This window comes from Actinomadura darangshiensis (genome assembly GCF_004349235.1).
GTDB lineage: Bacteria > Actinomycetota > Actinomycetes > Streptosporangiales > Streptosporangiaceae > Spirillospora > Spirillospora darangshiensis.
The window spans coordinates 1-19,612 of record NZ_SMKY01000167.1 but is presented as its reverse complement, the minus strand read 5'-3'; the positions used below and the strand labels follow the sequence as shown (position 1 = coordinate 19,612).

General features: G+C 72.3%; 21 protein-coding genes. 7 read left to right on the top strand and 14 right to left on the bottom strand.

What is annotated here, in order from left to right; translation table 11 throughout:
• Positions 1 to 279: 279 nt before the first annotated feature.
• The 3 genes from E1293_RS29495 to E1293_RS29485 form a co-directional block, all read right to left on the bottom strand.
• On the bottom strand, positions 280 to 2,046 hold the full coding sequence (locus tag E1293_RS29495) for a S9 family peptidase (RefSeq protein WP_132200754.1): 1,767 nt from the start codon (positions 2,044 to 2,046) through the stop codon (positions 280 to 282).
• A 27-nt stretch (positions 2,047 to 2,073) separates the two neighbouring features.
• Positions 2,074 to 2,904: a serine hydrolase gene (locus tag E1293_RS29490; RefSeq protein WP_132200753.1), complete on the bottom strand. Its 831-nt coding sequence runs from the start codon at positions 2,902 to 2,904 to the stop codon at positions 2,074 to 2,076.
• Positions 2,905 to 3,240: 336 nt separating this feature from the next.
• Positions 3,241 to 4,017, bottom strand: coding sequence for a MerR family transcriptional regulator (locus tag E1293_RS29485; RefSeq protein ID WP_243716729.1), 777 nt, complete (start codon positions 4,015 to 4,017; stop codon positions 3,241 to 3,243).
• Positions 4,018 to 4,174: 157 nt separating this feature from the next.
• Here E1293_RS29485 and E1293_RS29480 point away from each other — a divergent pair, with 157 nt between their 5' ends.
• Entirely contained in the window at positions 4,175 to 4,381 is a 207-nt protein-coding gene (locus E1293_RS29480; RefSeq protein WP_243716727.1) for a hypothetical protein, read from the top strand.
• A gap of 27 nt (positions 4,382 to 4,408) precedes the next feature.
• Here E1293_RS29480 and E1293_RS47780 read toward each other — a convergent pair whose 3' ends face one another.
• From E1293_RS47780 to E1293_RS47775, 3 genes are all read right to left on the bottom strand, one after another.
• Entirely contained in the window at positions 4,409 to 4,552 is a 144-nt protein-coding gene (locus E1293_RS47780; RefSeq protein WP_165978447.1) for a hypothetical protein, read from the bottom strand.
• 14 nt (positions 4,553 to 4,566) lie between these two features.
• Positions 4,567 to 4,839, bottom strand: a complete 273-nt coding sequence (locus tag E1293_RS29475) for a hypothetical protein (RefSeq protein WP_207939161.1) — start codon at positions 4,837 to 4,839, stop codon at positions 4,567 to 4,569.
• 236 nt (positions 4,840 to 5,075) lie between these two features.
• Entirely contained in the window at positions 5,076 to 5,405 is a 330-nt protein-coding gene (locus E1293_RS47775; RefSeq protein ID WP_165978446.1) for a putative quinol monooxygenase, read from the bottom strand.
• Between the two features lie 93 nt (positions 5,406 to 5,498).
• On the opposite strand from E1293_RS47775, the gene E1293_RS29465 reads away from it, so the two are divergent.
• Together E1293_RS29465 and E1293_RS29460 are read left to right on the top strand one after the other, a co-directional pair.
• A complete protein-coding gene (locus E1293_RS29465) occupies positions 5,499 to 6,623 on the top strand; it encodes a pyridoxal-phosphate dependent enzyme (protein ID WP_132200750.1) in 1,125 nt (374 codons plus the stop codon).
• 62 nt (positions 6,624 to 6,685) lie between these two features.
• Positions 6,686 to 7,138, top strand: a complete 453-nt coding sequence (locus E1293_RS29460) for a PucR-like N-terminal domain-containing protein (protein ID WP_132200749.1) — start codon at positions 6,686 to 6,688, stop codon at positions 7,136 to 7,138.
• Here E1293_RS29460 and E1293_RS29455 read toward each other — a convergent pair.
• From E1293_RS29455 to E1293_RS29440, 4 genes are all read right to left on the bottom strand, one after another.
• Positions 7,135 to 8,793, bottom strand: a complete 1,659-nt coding sequence (locus tag E1293_RS29455; RefSeq protein ID WP_132200748.1) for a catalase — start codon at positions 8,791 to 8,793, stop codon at positions 7,135 to 7,137. The two genes, E1293_RS29460 and E1293_RS29455, sit on opposite strands and share 4 nt — an antisense overlap.
• Before the next feature lie 83 nt (positions 8,794 to 8,876).
• The gene (locus tag E1293_RS29450; protein ID WP_132200747.1) at positions 8,877 to 9,158 is read right to left on the bottom strand and encodes a hypothetical protein; all 282 of its coding nucleotides are present in this window, start codon (positions 9,156 to 9,158) and stop codon (positions 8,877 to 8,879) included.
• A 25-nt stretch (positions 9,159 to 9,183) separates the two neighbouring features.
• Positions 9,184 to 10,233 carry a methionine--tRNA ligase gene (locus E1293_RS29445; RefSeq protein ID WP_132200746.1) on the bottom strand — a complete coding sequence of 350 codons (1,050 nt, stop codon included), beginning with the start codon at positions 10,231 to 10,233 and terminating at the stop codon, positions 9,184 to 9,186.
• A 120-nt stretch (positions 10,234 to 10,353) separates the two neighbouring features.
• Positions 10,354 to 12,297: an AfsR/SARP family transcriptional regulator gene (locus E1293_RS29440; protein WP_207939160.1), complete on the bottom strand. Its 1,944-nt coding sequence runs from the start codon at positions 12,295 to 12,297 to the stop codon at positions 10,354 to 10,356.
• A 33-nt stretch (positions 12,298 to 12,330) separates the two neighbouring features.
• Here E1293_RS29440 and E1293_RS29435 point away from each other — a divergent pair, with 33 nt between their 5' ends.
• Complete coding sequence (locus E1293_RS29435) at positions 12,331 to 13,194, top strand: alpha/beta fold hydrolase (RefSeq protein WP_132200745.1); 864 nt, start codon at positions 12,331 to 12,333, stop codon at positions 13,192 to 13,194.
• A 193-nt stretch (positions 13,195 to 13,387) separates the two neighbouring features.
• Here E1293_RS29435 and E1293_RS29430 read toward each other — a convergent pair whose 3' ends face one another.
• Complete coding sequence (locus tag E1293_RS29430; RefSeq protein ID WP_132200744.1) at positions 13,388 to 14,167, bottom strand: N-acetylmuramoyl-L-alanine amidase; 780 nt, start codon at positions 14,165 to 14,167, stop codon at positions 13,388 to 13,390.
• A gap of 171 nt (positions 14,168 to 14,338) precedes the next feature.
• On the opposite strand from E1293_RS29430, the gene E1293_RS29425 reads away from it, so the two are divergent.
• Positions 14,339 to 14,755, top strand: a complete 417-nt coding sequence (locus tag E1293_RS29425) for a peptidase inhibitor family I36 protein (RefSeq protein WP_132200743.1) — start codon at positions 14,339 to 14,341, stop codon at positions 14,753 to 14,755.
• A gap of 40 nt (positions 14,756 to 14,795) precedes the next feature.
• On the opposite strand, the gene E1293_RS29420 is transcribed toward E1293_RS29425, so the two are convergent.
• From E1293_RS29420 to E1293_RS29410, 3 genes are all read right to left on the bottom strand, one after another.
• Complete coding sequence (locus tag E1293_RS29420) at positions 14,796 to 15,467, bottom strand: esterase/lipase family protein (protein ID WP_132200742.1); 672 nt, start codon at positions 15,465 to 15,467, stop codon at positions 14,796 to 14,798.
• Between the two features lie 95 nt (positions 15,468 to 15,562).
• Positions 15,563 to 16,477, bottom strand: a complete 915-nt coding sequence (locus E1293_RS29415; RefSeq protein WP_132200741.1) for a MauE/DoxX family redox-associated membrane protein — start codon at positions 16,475 to 16,477, stop codon at positions 15,563 to 15,565.
• Positions 16,474 to 18,420 carry an ABC transporter ATP-binding protein gene (locus E1293_RS29410; RefSeq protein ID WP_132200740.1) on the bottom strand — a complete coding sequence of 649 codons (1,947 nt, stop codon included), beginning with the start codon at positions 18,418 to 18,420 and terminating at the stop codon, positions 16,474 to 16,476. The genes E1293_RS29415 and E1293_RS29410 overlap by 4 nt, the downstream gene beginning before the upstream one ends.
• 301 nt (positions 18,421 to 18,721) lie before the next feature.
• Between E1293_RS29410 and E1293_RS47770 the strand changes: the two genes are divergently transcribed.
• Together E1293_RS47770 and E1293_RS29405 are read left to right on the top strand one after the other, a co-directional pair.
• A complete protein-coding gene (locus E1293_RS47770) occupies positions 18,722 to 18,892 on the top strand; it encodes a hypothetical protein (RefSeq protein WP_165978445.1) in 171 nt (56 codons plus the stop codon).
• A 244-nt stretch (positions 18,893 to 19,136) separates the two neighbouring features.
• Positions 19,137 to 19,612, top strand: a 476-nt coding sequence (locus tag E1293_RS29405; protein ID WP_481726100.1) for a class III lanthionine synthetase LanKC N-terminal domain-containing protein, incomplete at its 3' end; no start/stop codon positions are given.

The following is a 19,612-nucleotide window of genomic DNA, read 5'->3' as shown; positions in this document are numbered from 1 at the left end:
GGGTGGCGGCGGAGGCCTGGGGGGTGGTGGTCACGAGGAGGGTGAGGGCGGCTGCCAGCGCTGCTACGCGGTGGGACGCATTATGGGGCGGGGCGTCGTCGGTGCGTATTCGGTGGTTCTTGGCGCGCAGCAGGCGGATGAACGCATGGGCGTGTGGCGGCCGTGGCATCTGGTTCCCCCCGATCGGTGATGTTCGGGGGGTGGCCGTTGGGGAGGTGCCCGGCGGGCGATCTTGTAAACCCGGGGGACGGGCGAGTGGGCCGCCCGTCCCCCGAAGAGTCACGACATGCCGAGATGTTTCCGGGCGAAGTCCATTTCGGCGGCCATTTGGGTGATTCGCTCCTCGACGACGAGGGAGCCGTGGCCGGCGTCGTAGCGGTACACCTCGTGCGGGTGGCCCAGGTCGGCGAGCCGCGCGAGGTAGTTGTCGATCTGCCGGATGGGGCAGCGCGGGTCGTTCTCCCCCGCCAGGATCAGCACCGGCGCCCGGACCTGCGAGACGTAGGTGAGCGGGGACGATTCGCGGTAGCGGTCCGGGACCTCGTCCGGGGAGCCGCCGAACAGGGAGCGGTCGAACGCCTGCAGGCCCTCCATCTCGTCCTCGTACGCGGCGACGTAGTCGGCGACGGGGACGGCGGCGACGGCGACGCTCCAGTCGTCCGGCCGGGTGCCGATGCCGAGGAGGGTGAGGAAGCCGCCCCACGAGCCGCCGGTGAGGACGAGCCGCGCCGGATCGGCCAGGCCCGACTCGACCGCCCAGTCGCGGACGGCCTTGATGTCCTCCAGCTCGGTCAGGCCGACGCGCTGCTCGATGGCGTCGCGCCATTGCGAGCCGTAGCCGGTCGAGCCCCGGTAGTTGACGCGGACGACCGCGAAGCCGTGGTCGACCCAGGCGGCGGCCGTCGCGACGAACGAGTCGTCGTCCTGCGCGGTCGGGCCGCCGTGGACGTCGAAGACGGCCGGGTAGGGGCCGTCGCCGTCCGGCTTGCTGACCAGCGCGTGGATGCGGCCGCCGGGACCGTCCACCCACACGTCCTCGACCGGGACGGACGGCGGCGCGACCGGGCCGGGCGGGGTGAGGACGACCGCGCCGGAGGTGGAGCGGATCACCGGCGGTTCGGCGGCGGACGACCACGAGAACTCGATGTCGCCCTCCGGCCGGACGGCCGCCCCGCCGATCGCCCCGCGCGGTGTGTCGATCCTGGTCAGCGACCCGTCGGACAGGTCGTAGCGGTACAGCTCGTCGCGGGCCTCGTGCGAGTGGGAGATCAGCAGCGCCGTCCCGTCCGGGTACCAGTCGGCGCCGATCTCGCCGGGCAGGTCGAGGACGATGTCGTGCTCGGTGCCGGTGACCGGGTCCCAGATGAGCACTTCGTCCCGGCCGCGCCGCTCGTGGTTGACGAGGAGCCGCGTATCGCCGGCGACCGGGGCGAAGCCGGCGCCGTAGACGCCCTTGCCTGGGCCGTCCCAGAGGTCGGCGACCGTGGCGCCGTCGGGACGTACGACGCGCAGCGCCATGTGCCGGCTGTCGCCGTGCTCACTGTGGCCGATCGCGATGAGGGATTCGTCGCGGGAAAGGGCGGCGACGTGCGCGTCCTCTGCGTGGTGGTAGAGCACCTCTGGCGCTGCACCGGGTTGGCAGTGGTGGATGGTGGTGCCCTGGTCGGTCGTCCGTCCGATGACGGCGAGACCACTGCGGCCTAGGGAAAGCCCAGACGGATACGACGGCTCCAGTTCGGGGACGGCCGGGGCGCTCTCCGTGGTGCCGTCGAACGCGACACGTTCCCATACGCCGAACTCGTCTCCGTCCGTGTCGGCGAACCACCAGACCCACTGGCCGGACGGATCGACGGTTCCCATCCACGTCCCGTTAGGGCGGTCGGTCACCTGGCGTTGCTCGCCCGTGTCCCGGTCCCACGTGTAGATCTCCCACGTCCCGGTCACGTTCGACCGGTAGATGCTGCGGCTCGGGGCGTCCCGCGCCCATCGGGGGAGGCTCATCCGGGCGGCACGGAAACGCGCCTTCCAGCGCTCGTCGTCGACCATGCCCCCAGTATCGCGGCCCGGCCGAGGTCATCGCCGCGTGGCGGCCCGGTGGACGGCGCGCGCGACGCGCTCGATCGTGGCGACCCCGTACGCCATGGACGGCGTGTCCTGCGTGAGCACCACGATCGTGTAGTTCTCGCCGTGCCCGTCGAACGCGCCGATGCTGTGGACGCGCCAGTGCCCGCCGGGGCGCGGAAGCCAGCCGTTCTTCACGTGCCAGGCGACACCGGCGGGACGCCCGGCCGGGGTGCCCCAGCGCTGGGACGGGACGACCTCGTGCATCAGCTTCAGCTCGTACGCGCGGGCCTTGTCGGGCAGGAGCGCGTTGTGCGAGGTGAGGTGGCCGAGGAGTGCGGTCTCGTCGGCCGCGGTGATCTGCGTCAGGCCCCAGTGGCCGCCGGGATCGAGCCTGGTGTGGGCCATCCCGGCCTGGTCGAGGAACCGCGCGATGCGGGCGCGTCCGACCGCACGCCACAGCGCGGACGCCGCGCCGTTGTCCGACCGGGTGATCATCTTGCGGGCCAGGGACCGCTCGGACGCCGTCAGCGGACGGCCCGCCTCCCCGGCCTTGCGCAGCAGCGCGCCCAGGATCGTCACCTTGATCACGCTCGCCGAGTCGTAGCGCCGCCCGGCCGCGACGCCGCAGCGTATGCCGCGTTTCCGGTCGTACACGGCGACCGACTCGGTGCCGGTGCGTCCCGCCAGCGCGTGCTTGATCCGCACACCGAGCCGCTCGGCGATGCGCGGATGCCCGGCCGACGCACAGGCCCCGCCGGCCGCACCGTGAACGGCACCAACGTGCGCGTTCTCGACCTGTGCATCCGCCCGAACCCGCGCGACGCGCACATGAGCGGCCATGCCGCGGGCGTGTATGGCGCGGATGGGTGTGGCGCGGGCGGGTGTGGCGGCGGCGGGTGTGGCGCGGTCGGGTGCGGCGCGGACGGGTGCGGCGCGAGCGGGTGTGGCGCGGGCCTGTGTGGCGCTGGCCTGTGTGGCGCGGGCGGGGGTGGTGGCCGATAGTAGGACGGCTGCGGAGATCGGCGCTGCGCCGAGGAGTAGTGCGCCTCCGACTCTCGTGGCGTTCGTTGTCGCAGGTCGGCGGGGCTTTCGCGGTGATCGCGGCACCCGCGTCACGGTAGCGATCATGGTTGCGGCGGACGGGCCGGTGACACCCGCGCGCGGGTCAAGCGACGCTCAGGGCGTGGTCAGCCGCCCGAGCAGCCGGTCGAGCGCGACGCGGACCTGCCGGTCCATCGCCCGCGCGAAGCCGGCCTCGACCGTGACCTGGGCGCCCGGCCGCAGCCGGGCCAGGGTCTCGGTGAGCTCGCCGAGGTGCCGGTCGCCGATGTCGCGGTCGTCGAGGCGCCCGACGACGTGCGTGGCGATCAGCTCGACGAACATCGCGGCGAGATCGTCCATGCTGCGCTGGAGCTCCAGGCCCGCCGCGAGCACAGCGTCCAGCGGCACCCCGGCCCGGACGAGCGTGATCGTGGCGTCCAGCTGGCGGCGGCTCCAGTGCGTGACGCGGTCGCCGTCCACCTCGATGTGGCCGAGCGCGACGGCCCGTTCGACGGACTCGGGGCCGACCTCGCCGGGGAACAGCGCGGCCAGCTCGGCCAGCGTCATCGTCACCGGGACCTCGTTCGACCACGGCGTCGTGACGGCCTTCTCGACGCCGAGGACGGTGCCGATGTCGCGGCCCTGCTCCCAGGCCGACAGCAGCTCGCGGATGCCTTCGAGGGTGTGCCCGCGGTCCAGCAGGTTCCCGATCATGCGGAGGCGGGCCAGGTGGTCCTCGGAGTAGAGGCCGATGCGGCCCTCGCGGCGCGGCGGCGGCAGCAGTTTGCGCTCCTGGTAGTACCGCAGCGTGCGCACCGGGACTCCGGCGGTCTTCGCGAGTTCGCCGATGCGGTACTCGCGTCCACCGCCGCCCGGATGGCCGCCCTGCTCCTCCGTCGGCTGTTCGCTCACGGCCGCCAGCATAGTTTCGCGGCCGGAGGCGGTCACGTCCAGTATCGTCCCGCGACGGAACGCCATCGCGTTCGCGCACGTCGGATCCTGGTCATCGTCACCCCGGTCGCTGACGCCCCCCGCTAGAGAGAGGCGAAAGATGCTGAGAAACCGTTCCGTGGCCCTTGCGCTGGCCTGCCTGGTCGCCACGTTCGGGCTGACGGCGTGTGGCAGCAAGCGGTGGTGCGAGCACGACGCGACCGACACGAAAGTGAACGACCGCTTCTGCAAGAACCACACGCCCGGCTACGAGTGGGAGTCGGACGGCCACGGCCACAAGAAGCACTCCACGAAGCACAAGACGAGCAAGAAGGCGCGCCACTGACCCCGGGCGGGGCCGGTGACGCGGTGGCTAGGTGACGCGCCGGACGGTCATCGTCCGGCGTTGCCGGCGCCGGGGCTTCTCGTCCGCCGCCTGGGCCGCCTCGGCGGCGAGCAGGTCGCGGAGCGTGCGCGGGACGATGTCCTCGCGGCGGTCGGTGAACGGTGAACGCATCGGATCCTCCTCGTTCAGGCGGCTCGGGTCAGGTCCGGGTAGGCCTCGGTGACGCTGGTGAGCGCCCAGCGCATCCGGACCAGGTAGGTCTCCGGGTGGTCGCCGGCCTCTTGGGCGACGGCGGCGACGCACGCGGACCGGTCTCCGCCGCAGGCTCCGAACCGGGCGTCGATCGCGCTGCGGACCTGCTCGGCAGAGGGGTGCTCGGACTCCTGCAGCCGGGAGGTGAACAGGATCTCGGCGAGGTCGGAAGCGGTCATCGAGGTGAAGTTCGGCGTGTTCGACATCGGAGTGCCTTCTTCCTGCGGAGGGTTCCTCGTCCCCTTCTGCTAATAACGACTCTGCCCACCGGACGAAATCATCGCCATAGGGGAAAACCCTTAACCGGGGTGGAGTAATCCCTAAGGGGCGGGTGGATCTGGGTCGTCCTCGCTGGTTCCAGTTTAACAGAACGGAATGCTATGTTCCATAGCTGAGAGATGTTCCGCGGCCCTCATGGCCTGCGGACTTGTGATTGAGGGCGTCAGCGCGCCGACGCCGGGCGACCCTGACCCGGACCCTTGCCTCCGAGCGCGTCCAGCTCGATCATCTCGGCGTGGCCGACGAAGGCCATCGCCTCGACGGCGGGCCCGCTGCCGCGCACCTGGGCGAGCGAGGCGTCCAGGTCCTCCTGGCTGCTCCACATCTCGGTGACCCACACGGTGTCGGGGGCGCCGGCCTGCCGGTTGACGAGGTAGAGCAGGCAGCCCGGCTCGCCGGCCAGCGCGTCCGCGGCGTCGAGCAGCAGCTTCGCCAGTTCCGCGCCGCGGCCCTCGTGGGCGACCAGCTTGCCGTAGCGGGAAACAGTAGTCATGGGCCCAAGCTTAGGACCGGTTCGCAAATCGGCCGCCTCGGAAGGCGCATCGCCGCTGGACTGATCGGACGGCGGTGCGGCACCGTGTTCCGCATGGTCACGGCCCCCGCGCCGCTCGCGCGTTCGTCCTGGTTCGTCCGTCCGGCCGCGCGTGACTGGACGTGCGGGCCCGCGCCCCGCGACGTCGCGGACTTCCACCGGACGCTCCCCGGCCATGCCCCCACGCCGCTCGCCGAGCTGCCGTCGCTGGCCGCCGAGCTGGGTGTCCGGCGGCTGTTCGTGAAGGACGAGTCGGCGCGCCTGGGCCTGCCCGCCTTCAAGATCCTCGGCGCTTCGTGGGGCATCCACCGGGCGCTCTGCGACCGCTTCGGGTCCGCCTCGCCGGAGCGGCTCCGTGCCTTGCGGCCGGACGTCCGGCTGGTCACGGCGACCGACGGCAACCACGGGCGGGCGGTCGCCGCGATGGCCCGGCTGCTCGGGCTGCCGTCGGACGTCTTCGTCCCGGACGGCGTTCACCCCGCCGCCGTGGCCGCGATCAAGGCGGAAGGCGCGGGTGTGACGGAGGTCGCGGGGCCCTACGACGAGGCGGTGCGCGTCGCGGCCTCAGCCGCCGCATCGGATCCGTCGGCGCTGCTCATCCAGGACACCGCCTGGCCCGGGTACGCGCAGGTGCCCCAGTGGATCGTGGAGGGGTACTCCACGCTCTTCGCCGAGATCGACGAACAGCTCGCCGCGGCGGAGGCGGGCCCGGCGGGGCTGGTGGCCGTCCCAGTGGGGGTGGGGTCGCTCGCCCAGGCCGCCGTGACTCACTACCGGTCCGGCCAGGACGCCCCCACGGTTCTCTCTGTCGAACCCGATGTGGCGTCCTGCGTCTTGGCGAGCCTCCACAACGACAGGCCGCTGTCAGTTCAGACGGGGGCGACGACCATGGCGGGGTTGAACTGCGCCACCCCGTCCACTCTCGCTTGGCCCGTCCTACGCGCGGGTGTCGACGCCGCAGTGGCGGTCACGGACGCGTCCACGGCGCGTGCGGCTCGGGACCTGGCCGCACTCGGAGTTCCGGCCGGGCCCTGCGGTGCCGCGTCCCTGGCCGGGGTTCGCGCCGCCTTGGCACCGGATCGCCGCCCATTCCTGGCGCCCGGACACCGGGACACGGTCGTCCTGCTCAGCACGGAAGGGCGGGCCGCCAACCCCGCTCTCGGGACATTTCGCGGATAGGTGGCGAAATCCGGCGTACGCGCCGGTAACATACGGCTACCGCATCCCCGCGGAGGTGTGCCATGCAGCCCGAGCTGGACCAGTTCCTCGCCGATCGCATCGACGAGATCACCGCCGAGGTCACCGGTGAGATCGCCGCGCGCGTGCCCGTCTACGCCCACCTGCGGGCCACCGAGATCCTCAACGTCGTCCGCGACGCGCTCGCGGTCTACGCCGGGGCATGCGAGGCGAGCGCCGTGCTCCCGGTGTTCCGCGCGCTCGGCGCCGGCGAGGCCTGTGCCGGGCAGGACGTCCGCCACCTGGAGTCCGCGCTGCGCACCGGCGCCCGCGTCCTCGTCCGCCGGACGGCCAGCGCCGCGGCCCGCCTCTACCCGCCGACGGCCGAGTACATCACGGTCATGGAGACCGCCTTCATCGCCGAGGGCGAACTCGTCGGGGCCGCGGTCGACGGCCACCGGCGCGCCATGCGCCCTGCCGTCGCGTCCCGCCTCTCCAGCCTCCTCAGCGGGAACTAACGCGCCTGCGTCGCCCTTTCGTTGGGAACGCAATGCGTCATCTTCAGGTCGCCGACGTCCCGTGCGCCGTTCTTGCCGAGGTTCGCGAGCCGCTGCCCGTCCTCGTCGGTGAGGTCCTGCCCGGGCAGCGGATCGAGATGCTGGACGTCGTCCGGGCGGATGCCGAGGCCCTCGCCGACGCGCAGCCCCAGATCGTCCTCGACGAGGAGGAAGTGCCACACCATCCGTTCCTGGACGGGACGCGCGCACTGCGAGACCAGCTCGACGAAATTGCGCACCAGGTCGTCGCGCTCCCAATCCTCCATCAGCAGGTAGCGCTGACCCGCCTGCTTGTAGTCGTTGGCGCGGGAAATGCGCTTGCGGGTCAGCCGCCCGTGGATCTCCGGGCCCTGCTCGTCATGCGTCGGGTACTGCGCCTCCCGGAGCCCGCCCGTGATGGACGGCTCGTAATTCACGTGCTGGTTCGCGCCGGCGGCGTCCACGTGATAGGTCATCTGCCCGTCGCGCTGGTTCGTCCGCACGTTCGCGCCCTTGGCCCGGTTGACCGGCAGCTGCAGGTAATTCGGGCCCACCCGATGGCGCTGGGTGTCGCTGTAGGAGAACGTCCGCCCGACGAGCATCTTGTCGTCGGAGAAGTCGAGGCCGTCCACCAGGACGCCGGTGCCGAACGAGATCTGCTCGTTCTCGGCGAAGTGGTCGTCCACGTTCCGGTCGAGGACGATCCGGCCGACCGGCTTCGGCGGGAACTCGTTCTCCGGCCACACCTTCGTGTCGTCGAGCGGGTCGAAGTCGAGTTCCGGATGCTGGTGGTCGTCCATCACCTGGACGACGAGTTCCCATTCGGGATAGTCGCCGCGGTCGATCGCCTCGTGCAGATCCCGCGTCGCGTGCCCGAGGTCGCGGGCCTGCACCGCCGCCGCGTCCTCCTCCGTCATGCTCTGGACGCCCTGCTTCGGAAGCCAGTGGTACTTGACGAGCTTCGTCTCGCCCGCCCCGTTCACCCACTTGTAGGTGTTCACGCCGAATCCCTGCATGTGCCGGTAGCCGGCCGGGATTCCGCGCGGGCTGAAAAGGTTGACGAGCATGTGCATCGACTCGGGCATCTGCGACATGAAGTCGAAGATGCGGGCCGGCTCCTGCCGGAATGTCACAGGGTCCGGCTTGAGGGCGTGGATGACGTCGGGGAACTTGATGGCGTCCCGGATGAAGAAGACCGCCAGGTTGTTCCCGACGAGGTCCCAGTTGCCGTCCTCGGTGTAGAACTTGATGGCGAATCCGCGCGGGTCCCGCGCCGTCTCCGACGAGTCGCGCCCGCCGATGACCGTGGAGAACCGAAGCGCGATGGGAGTCCGCTTCCCTTCCCGCTGGAACACCTTCGCGCGGGTGTACGCCCCGATGGGCTCGTCGCCCCACTTCCCGTACGACTCGAAGAACCCGAACGCCGTCACGCCCCGCGCATGGACGACCCGCTCCGGAATGCGCTCCCGGTCGAAATGGCTGATCTTCTCAAGGAACTGGTAGTTCTCTAGAGTCGCCGGACCCCGGGCCCCGACCGTCCGCTGGTTCTGGTTGTCGTAGACCGGGTGCCCCTGCCGGTTGGTCAGGACCGGACGCTCGTCCCCCGGCTGCGCCCCCATGCTCGAAACGTCCGTCACGACGCCTGCTCCTCTCGCTGCTTCCCCTGCAGCGCCCTACCCGAGCGGCGGACAAGCCAAGGTCCGCAGCAGGTAAACCCCTGCTACTCGATGTGCCGGAACAACGGTTCGGGCTTCGGCAGCCTCGGGCCGGCGCACTGCTCGCGGACGCGCGCCGCGCCATCAGGCAGGAACGGCTCCAGAAGGTCGCCGACCGCCCGGCACACGCCCACCAGTTCCGCGAGGACCTCGTCCAAGTGCGGATCGCCTGCCTTTGCCAGTTCCCAAGGCCGCACCTTGTTGATGTGCCGATTGGCCTCATCGACGATCCGCCAAGCCGCCGAGGTGGCTTGCCGGAAGTCGAAGTCGGCGAGCGCCGCGGCCACATTCGCCGACGCGTCGCGGCACGCCTCATCCCAGGCCGGGGATGAACTGACCGGGACCTCTCCGCCGCGGTACCGCTTTCGGGACTTCGCGCAGCAGCCACCACCGCACGGCGTCCACCCCGTACCGCCGCACGAGGTCCACAGGGTCAGCGGTGGCACCACCGGACTTGCTGATCTTCTGCCCGCCGGCCGTGAGGTATCCGTGCACCAGTACTTCGTCCGGCAGCGGCAGTCCGGCGGACAGCAGCATCGCCGGCCAGTACACGGCGTGAAAGCGCACGACGCCTTTTCCGAGGAGGTGGATTCGGCGGCCGTCCCCTTCCCACCAGCGCCGGTAGTCCGGGCCTCCGTTTCCGTAGTCGAGCGCCGTGACGTAGTTGCACAGCGCGTCCCACCACACGTAGATGACCTGATCGGGATCACCGGGCACGGGAATTCCCCAGCCGTGTGCACGCCCGGTCGACCGCGAGACGGAAACGTCGTCCAGCCCGCCCTTGATGAAGGACAGCACTTCATTGCGCCGCTCGGCCGGCTCGATGCGCAGCGCACCGCTGCTGATCAGGTCGTGCACACGATCCGCGTAGCGCGATAGCCGGAAGAACCAGTTCTCCTCGGAGACCCGCTGCGGAACCGTCCCGTGCTCGGGACAGCGCCCGCCGGCCAGTTCCTCCTCGCCGTAGAACTGCTCGCACCCGATGCAGTACAGGCCCGTGTAATGACGCCGGTACAGATCTCCGGACTCGGTCCAGGCCCGCCACAACCGCTCCACGCCCGCCCGATGCCGCGGGTCCCGGCTGGTGCGGATGAAGTCGTCGACGGACAGCGACAATGGTCCGGCCAGACTGCTGAACTCTTCGGCGAGCCCGTCCACGAACTCCTGCACGCCGACACCGGCGGCCTCGGCGGCGAGGACGTTCTTGAGCGAGTTCTCGTCCGTTCCCGCCTGGAACCTGACGTCCTCGCGGCGGCGCAGATGGCGCGCGAGAACGTCCGCCTGCACGAGTTCCAGCGCGAAGCCGAGATGGGGACGGGCGTTGACGTACGGGATCGTCGTGGTGATATCAGCGGTCCCCAAATGAGAAGAGGCCCCGCGAACAGGGCCTCGGAAAAGCGTCCAGCGTCAGCGGCCCCGCGAGCGGGGCATCATCACCTGGTGACCGGACGTCCTCATGCACCCAAGCGTAGCCCGGTGCGGTCAGATGGATAGGTCGTCCAGATGACGTGCGACGGGGCCGAGGGTGAGGAGGCCGCTGGCCGCGCCGGCCAGTTCGCCGGCGGCCGGGGCGAGTTCGCGGCGGGCGCGGCGCATGAGTTCGCGGTCGTCGACGGCGACGGCGGCCTGGGCGGTGAGGCACCAGAGCGCCTCGAACAGCAGGTCGCGGGGTGGTTCGGGGACGTCCCGCAGCGCCGCCGCGGCCTCGTCCGGACGGTCGCGCGCCAGCAGCACCAGCGGGCGTGCCCACGGTTCGTACGGCCCCCAGTTCACGGGGTCGGTCGGCGCGGGCCGCCGGTGCTGGACGCGCAGCGCGAGGAGCGCGAGGGGCAGCAGGCCGTCCTCCAGTCCGGGCATGCCGGAGCCCCGCATGCGCGCGGCGGCGTCGCGGTAGGCGGCCTCCGCGTCCGCTCCGGAGGCGGCCAGCCGCAGCGCTCGGTACCACGTCGTGAACACCGCCACCAGCGGACGTTCGTGCTGCTCGTCCAGCCGGTCCGCGGCCGCCGCGTGCTCGTCGGCCCCGGCGAAGTCGGCGAGCGCGCTGCGCGCCTGGAGCCGGACGAGATGCCCGAGCACCTCGTAGCTCACCAGGTCGTTCCGCGCGGACAGCTCGACCAGCTCGGCGCCGATCTCGTCCCGGCGCGGCGCCCGCCCCGCCCGGTCGAACGCCTGCATGAAGACGCCGTTCAGCGTGAACGCCAGCAGCGCCGGATCGTCCAGGCCCCGGGCGATCCGTTCCGCCTCGCGGGCCGCTTCGCGTCCGCGATCGGCGCGGGTGCCGCGCGACTCCAGGGCGATCGTGGTCAGCAGCCGCGCCCGCGCGGCCCCATGGCGGCGCGGCAGCCTGGCCAGGGAGCGCTCGGCCGCGGCGACGACCTGGGCGGCCTGGCGCGGATCGTCCGACCGGGTCCAGATCGCCGGGACGTCGAACGCGCCGATCACCCGGGCGGTCAGCTCCGCGTCGCCCAGCTCCTCCGCCGCCGTGATCGCCGCCATGCGCTGCTCGCGGGCCGCCGCCAGGCCCCCGCCGCCGGTCACCGCCAGATTCCGCAGGATGCCGACCGTCGACTCCAGCCGCGCCCGCGAGCCGGCCGCGACGGTCCGGTCGTACGCCTCCGCCGCCTGCGCCCACACGCGCGACGCCGCGTCCTGCCCCGGTTCCAGGTGGTCGGCTTGGCGGAGGATGTCCTCCTCTAGGCGGCGCAAGGCCGCGCCTGGGTCCAGCCCCAGTTGCTCTACGAGGAGGCTCCGCGCCCGGCGAAGGACCGCCAACGCGTCGCCTTGGCGGCCGGTGCGGTAGAGGGCGAGTGCCAGCAGACGCCAGGCGTCCTCGCGCCAGGGATGCTCGGCGACGTGCGCGTCCAGGTCGGGGACCGCCTCGGCGGCCAGGCCCAGCGCCAGGCGCGCCTCCGCCTTCCGCTCGACGGCGCGCGGCCGCAGTTCCGTCAGGCGGGCACGGTCGGCCTCCGCCCATCCCTCGCCGGCGAACTCCGCGTAGGCAGGGCCGCGCCACCAGCCCAGCGCCTCGTCCAGCGATGTGACCAGCTCAGCGGGTGGACGCGTCGCCGCGACGGCCTGCTCGAAACGCCAGGCGTCCACCGCGTCCGGCCGCAGCGCGTACCCCGGCCCCTCGGTGACCAGCAGGCGGGACGGGGTCCGCGGCGGACGATCCGGCTCCAGGACGCGCCGCAGCGCCGCCACAAAGGTGCGAACCGCCCCGATCGCGTCCGCGGGGGGATCGATCCACAGATCGTCCACGATCCGCGACACCGGGACGACGCGGCCGCGCGCGACGATCAGCCGGGCCAGGACGGCGCGGTGCCGCGGCCCCCTCAGGGCGATCGTGTCGCCGGACCCGTCCCAGGCGGTCACCGGCCCCAGTACCCCGAACAGGACCTCCACGCCACCACGGTATAGCGCGCTCATCGGATGCTCATTCGCGCCCGGCACTGTGAAGCCATGCCAACCATCACCGGATTCGACTACCGGCGCGTCCCCGTCGCCGAGGACGTGTCGCTCAACGTGGCCGTCGGCGGCTCGGGCTCCCCGATCGTCCTGCTGCACGGCTTCCCGCAGACGCACCTGATGTGGCGGCACGTCGCCGCGGACCTCACCGCCGACCACACGGTCATCGTCCCCGACCTGCGCGGATACGGCGACAGCGACAAGCCGTCCGGCGGCTACGCCAAGCGCGTCATGGCCGCCGACACCGTCGCGCTCGCCCGCGCCCTCGGACACGAGCGGTTCGCGCTCGCCGGCCACGACCGCGGCGCCCTCGTCGCCTTCCGCGCCGGCCTCGACCACCCCGCCGCGATCACGCACCTGGCCTGCCTGGACGTCCTGCCGACCCTCGACATGTGGGACGTCATGCGCGGCACCACCGCCGCCGTCGGCTTCCACCTCTACCTGATGGCGCAGCCGCCCGGCCTGCCCGAACGGCTGATCGCCGGCGCCCCGGACGCCTTCTTCGGCCACTTCCTCGACCTGTGGGCGAACGACCCGTCCGCGATCCCGCCCGACGTCCGAGTCGCCTACCTGGACGCCTGCCGAAACGCGATCCCCTCGATCGTCGCCGACTACCGGGCGTCCGCCGGCATCGACGCCGACCACGATCAGGCCGACCGCGACGCCGGGAACCGGCTGCGGATGCCGGTCACGGTCCTCCAGCAGGACTGGGGCGCCGCCCTCGGCTACGACGCCGTGGCCCTGTGGCGCGCCTGGGCGTCCGATCTCAAGCACGAGACCGTGACCTGCGGCCACTTCATGGCCGAAGAGGCGCCCGCCGACATCGTGAAATCGCTCAGGGCCCTGCTGTCGCGCTAGGGCGGCCCTACCAGAAGGGCGGTCCGCCCTGCGTTGAGGCCCAAACCCAGAGGTAGAGGAGGAAGGCGGTCGCGACGAGCCCGAGCAGCATCTCCCAGTTGAGCGGTTGTGCCCGTTGTCCACGCCTGCGGCTCATGGTCATCGTCCTTTCGTCGGCATTCCAGTCGATGACGGGATGTAGTCGGCCGCACCGTCACCGCAGGTAGGTGTCCAATCCCTTCGCCAGCGCCTCGGCCATGCGCTGCCTGAACGGGGCGCTGGACATCTTCGCCGCGTCGCCCGGGTTCGGCATGTTGCCGCACTCGATGAACACCGCCGGCACCGTCGACAGGTTGAGCCCGCCGAGGTCGTCGCGGCGGTCCAGGCCGTCCTTGCCCAGGTAGGTGGAGTAGGGCAGGCCCGTCCCGGCCCGGTAGGCGTCGCGGATCGCCACCCCCAGCCGCCCGGACGGGCCGACGATCTCCGCGTTGTCCCCCACGGGGAGCGGCGTGATCACGTGGAAGCCGTGGCCGGACGCCGCCGAGCCGTCCGCGTGGATCGACAGGGCCGCGTCCGCGTGCAGCCGGTTCCCGGTCGCGGCCCGCTCGGTGACGCACGGCCCCACCCCGGTGTCGTTCTCCCGCGTCAGCGTGACCTTGGCGCCTTCGCCCCGCAGCACCTTCGCGAGCCGGTTCGCCAGGTCCCAGGTGAAGGCGTGCTCGCTGTAGCCGTCGGCGGTGCTGGTGCCGGTCGTGTTGCACGGCTTGTGGCCGTTCCCGACGAAGACCTGCTTGTTGATCTCGTCCGGGTGGTCGGCGTTTCCTCCGTTGTGACCGGGATCGAGCACGATCACCTTCCCGGCCAGCGCGGGGGACCCGGAGGACGCCGGCCGGCTGGAGGCCGTCGGTGGTTCGTCCGTCGCGGGCCTGTCCCCGCCGGACGAGCCGTCGCATGCGATGAGCGTGCCGACGCACAGCGCGAGCCCCGCGATCATCGGACCGCATCCGAAACTCCGCACAGGCTCATCCCCCAAGAGCGCCCCCGTCGTCACCCCTGACAGTCTGCACCGGGCAGGACCTGGCCAAACGCGGCGGCCGGCAACGGATAACGCACCGATAACGCGGCTCGGTACGTTCCTCTCGAATCCCGGCCCACAAGGGGAACGTTGAACAAGGCCCGCCTCATCATCAGCGGCACCGTCATCGCCGGAGTCAGCGCGATCGCCGCTCCCGCGTCCGCGCAGGCCCTCGCTCCGCAGCCGCGGGCCGCCTACAGCTGCGCCGAGGGCGACATCTGCGTCTACAGCGAATCGAACGGCAAGGGCACCCGCTGCGCCTGGAGCGGCGACGATTCGAACTGGGGCACCGGCGTCACCTGCAACTTCTCCACCGTCAAATCGGCGTTCAACAACGGCAGGTACGAGGACTACCGGCACGTCAAGTTCTACTCCAAGGCCGGCTACGCGGGGAAGAACCGGGTGCTCGGCTGGCACTTCAAGGGCAATCTCCCGTCCGGCTCGCTGCGCACCTTCCACTCCCACAAGTGGTGCAGCATCGAAGCCCACGACGGCTACTGCAGGTGAGCCGGAAGGCGGGCGGGACGCGGTCCCGCCCGCCGGGCCGTCAGCCCTTGGTGAACTGGGCGATGGCGCCGAGCACCACCGCGTCGGTGAGGTAGCCGATGTGGGTCTGGCAGGCGACGAGGTGGTTGTTCGCGCCGTCCAGGCGGGTGCTGGTGTAGGGGATGATGATGCCGTCGCACGGCGAGTACCAGGTGGCGTACTGCGTGCCGCCGGGCGTCTCGTCGCCCGCGCTGATCTGCTGGACGAACGACGAGCCGGGGAGCATCTGCCGGCAGGTCTCGTAGATGGTGCAGGCGCTGGCGTACGTGGTCCCGTGGTTGGCGCCCGCGATCGACGCGAGGTGCGCGACGCTCGGGTTGCCGTTGAGGATCTTCAGGTAGTACTGGCTGACCAGCCCGCCCATGGAGTGGTTGACGATGTCCACCTGGGACGCGCCGGTCCGCGACTTGACCTGGTCGACGTAGGACGCGAGCCCAGCCGCGTTCTGCTTGTTGTCGCCGTAGGAGTTGTACTCGTAGGCGAACAGCTGTCCGCTGCTGTAACCGGCGGCGCGGAACACCGACATCGCCGTGACCCAGTTGGACGCGCTGCCGGTGTACCCGTGCACGAACACCACAGGGCGCGGCCCCGCCGCGTGGGCCGGTGCCAGGCCGACGCCGAACGCCGCCAGCGCCGCGAACAACGCGACGAGCGATCCGAGAACCCGTCTCATGAAGCCTCCAGGGGGTGGGACGAATCAACCCCTGGAGTGTGAACTCGCCGCGGCTGCTCCCACATCGGCGAAATCGCCAGCCTCGGCCGGCGGGATCACGAGCGTCGGTGTCCGGTCGCGGTTCGGACGGGCGCCGTGCCGAGGAGCGTCGCGAGGCGGGGCGCCGTGTCGGTGCCGTCCGCCGCGAGGACGGTCCCGGCGGGATCGGTGACGACCGCGTACGGCGGCCAGGGGATGCCGTTCGCGTCGTAGACGTCGGGGTCGACCACCAGCGGGAGGCCGATGCCGTGGGCGGCGAGGTGGGCGCGGACCTCGCCCGGCGGCCCCGCGCTCACGACGACGACGCGCACCCGCCTCGCGGCCTCGGTGAACGCGGGGAGCATGGTGGTGCAGATGCCGCAGGTGGGGGAGATGAGCGCGAACAGCGTCGGGCCGTCGGCGGCGGTCATGGTCTCGGGCCCGTCCGCCAGCTGGAAGCGCGTGCCGGGGCGCGGTCCGGCGGGAGGCGTGCCGTCCGGGCTCGTCCGCGCGGGCCGCAGCAGCCGCGGCATCGCGGCGACCAGGGCGAGGGCCAGCAGCGACAGGGGAGGCTGGACGGCGGAGAACGCGGCCGGTCCGGCGACGGCGGCCGCCACCGCCAGGAGGAGCAGCAGGCCCGTCCGCGCGATCCCGGCCGCGCCGACCTGCGACGTCCCGCGCGCCGAGCCGAAGCAGCCGCACTCGATCCGCATCCCCCGCCGCAGGACGGAGGCCATCGCGATCAGGAACGCGGCGAACAGCACCGCGGCGAGGAGCGCGCCCCAGCGGCGGGTGGCGGGCACCGCCAGCAGGACGGCCGCGACCGTCTCGGCGGCGAGGACCGCAGCCGCGGCCGGGGTCGCGAGACGGTCCGGCAGGATGCGGTAGCCGGCGACGACGCTCCCGAAGCCGCGCACGTCGCGGACCTTGCCCGCGACCGCGGCCGCCAGGACGACGATCAGCACCGGCCAGGCCGCCGCCGGCACGGTCACGAGACCTCCTGTCCGACGGCCGCCGCTTCGACGCCGTCCTCGGTGTCCGGGGCCTGCTCGTAGGCCGAGGCCTGGAGCCGGTACAGGTCCGCGTACAGGCCGCCGTGCCGCAGCAGCTCGGCGTGCGTCCCGTTCTCGGTGACGCGGCCGTGGTCGAGCACGTAGATCCGGTCGGCCATCCGGACGCTGGCGAGCCGGTGGGTGATGAGGACGACGGTCCGGCCGGCGGCGTGGTGCCGGATCCGCTCGAACAGCGCGTGCTCGGCCCGGGCGTCCAGCGCCGACGTGGGCTCGTCGAAGATCACGAGGTCGGCGTCCCGGTAGAAGCCGCGGGCGGCGGCGATGCGCTGCCACTGCCCGCCCGACAGGTCGTGGCCGCCCCGGAAGCGGCGGTCGAGCAGCGCGTCGTAGCCGGCGGGCAGCCCGGCGAGCACGCTGTCGGCGCCCGCCGCCTCGACCGCCTCGGTGAGCCGGTCGTCCTGGACGGGACGGCCCATCACGATGTTCTCCCGGACGGTCAGCGGCCACCGGGTGTGGTCCTGGGCGATCACCGAGATCCGCTGCCGCAGCGCGTCGCCGTCGATGCCGGCGAGGTCGGTCTCGTCCCAGCGGATCGTCCCCGCGCCGGGACGGTAGAGGCCCGCGAGCAGCTTGGCCAGGGTGGTCTTGCCCGACCCGTTCTCGCCGACGAGCGCGATGACCTCGCCCCGGGCGACGGTGACGCTCACGTCCGACAGCGCGGGCGCGGCCGCCTCCGGGTAGGTGAAGGAGACGCGGTCGGCGGTCAGCCGGTGGAACCCGGCGGGCGGCGCGGCGGCGGCCGGCGGCGGGACGCGGCCGGCGGCCAGCTCGCAGAACTCCAGGTAGTCGCCGAAGTAGAGGCCGGCCTCGTACAGCCGGTTGACGCTCTGGACGAGCGCGGTGAGCGACGTCTGCCCGGCCCTGATCGCGAGGACGGCCGCGCCCGCGACCGACAGCGGGATCATCCCGGCGGCCAGCATGCCGCCGAGCGCGCAGTACGCGGCGACGTTCGCGACGCCGGTCAGCAGGTCCCCGGCCGCCTTCGTGCGGGTCTGGTCGCGGGCGACGTCCACCTGGACCCGCTGTTCGAGCTCGGCGACCCGGCCGTACTCGCCGAGCAGGAAGCCGCGCAGCGTGAACGCCCGCACCTCGGCGGCGGGCAGCCGCTCGGCCATCAGGTCCGACAGCATGAACTTGCGGCGCCGCGCCGTCGACAGCCGGTGGAACGCCGCGTACCGGAGCCGCGCCACGCGCAGCGCGGCCCAGCCCGCCGGGACCGCCGTGACCAGCAGCAGCGGGGCCAGCGCCGGGTGCAGCAGGCCGAGGGCGACCGCGGGCGCGGCCACCCCCACCGCGCCCGTGGTCGCGGTGACGGTCATCTCCACCACGGTCGCCGAGTCGGGGACGCCGCTGTCGCGGGCCCGCCGCATCGCGTTGTGGAAGTCGTGGTCGTCGAACGCGGTCAGCTCGACGCGGGTGGTCAGCTCGAACAGCCGGGTCTCGGCGGCGCGCTCGACCTGCGGTTTCAGCCGGGCCTGTGCCCAGCCCGCGCCGGTCAGCAGCACGCCGCGCAGCGCGGCGGCCGCCGCGACCAGCGCGAGCGACGGCAGCGCGTCCCGCAGCTTGCCGGGCGTCGGGCCGCCGGCGAACAGCGAGGCGAGCACCTCGGACGTGGCGAGCAGCCCGAACGCGGTGAACACCCCGGCGGCCACGTTGCCGCCGAGCGCGACCGCGGTGTCGCGGCGGTTCGCCCGCCAGGCGAGCCGCAGCGCGGCGGCCACCAGCGCGGGCAGCTGCCGGAGCATCGCGCCGAGCCCGGCGGACATCAGCTCCGCGTCGTGGGCCTCCCAGTACCGGGTCTCCAGCACGGTGCCGTCGCCGGCGGGACGGTCCGGCGGACGCCGGCGGCGTCTCAGCCGCATCCGGCCGCCCCCGCCCCGGCGGCCCCGGTCCCGGACGGCCTCGGCCGGGACGGCCCGCGCTTCATGATCACCGAGCCAAGGTAGATCACGCGGAATCGGATGTAAATGCCCGAAGGGGGTGACAGATGAGTGGCTGGACAGTTCGGACAGGGTCTGCTCATAATGCGACGGTCATGATCATCCGGCGCCGCCGCGACGGCGCCGCCGGACGGTCGCACACGGGAAATGGCGCCTACCGGAAGCCGTTCCCGGTTCGTGTCCCCCCGCCGGCCGCCAAGAGCGGCCAAGGAAGGAGCCCACCATGTCCGTACTCGCGATCGAGCCCCGTGACGCCGGAGTCCTGGACGTCGAGGACCTCGACGTCGACTTCGAGATGGAGCTGATGGAGCTGCTCCACGGCCCGCAGGCCTGCGTGAACACCTGCAAGCGGACGGTGTGCTCGACCTACCCCTGCTGCCCGTCGATCGTCTGACGCGCATGTGAAGCGGCGCCGGGCCCGCCCCGTGCGGGCCCGGCGCCGCCGCGCCGGGAAAGGTCACCGGCACCGGCCGGCGGCCTTTCCCCGTCATTGTGCTGCTCGTCGAGGCTAGGGGGAACAAATGGCGACGTCCGGTCCCGGTGCCGCGGGCACTCCGGTTCTCGATGTGCTGGAGCGGTTGTCGGATATAGCCCACAGGAATGGTAGGGAAATCGTCGCCGACGCTACCTGGGCCAGCGTGCACGACCCGCGGTTCGAGATTCCCGCCCAGGGCTGGAAATTGCATGTCTCGGCACGTCCGGGCACCCTGGCCGAGACCCTGGACCGCGTGCTCCCCGTCCTGTTCGGCACCGCCTGCGACTTCAAGGTGGCGCGCTCCGCGGCCGTCCTGGCCGACCTCAACTCGGGCGACGGCGACGCGGGTGCGGTCGGGAAGGCCGTCACCGTCTACCCCGCGCCGGACGAGGCCGCCGCCCTCGGGCACGCCCTCGCCGAGGCGCTCGCCGGGATGGCCGGCCCGCGCATCGTCAGCGACCGGCGGGTCCGCCGCGACGCGCCGGTCTACTACCGGTACGCGCCGTTCCTGCCGCAGTACAAGGTCGACGAGAACGGCGACTTCTCCCTGGTCGTCGTCGGCCCGGACGGCGAGACCCTCCCCGGCGCCGCGGGCAACGAGTACACCTGCCCGCCCTGGGCGTCCGACCCCTTCCGTCC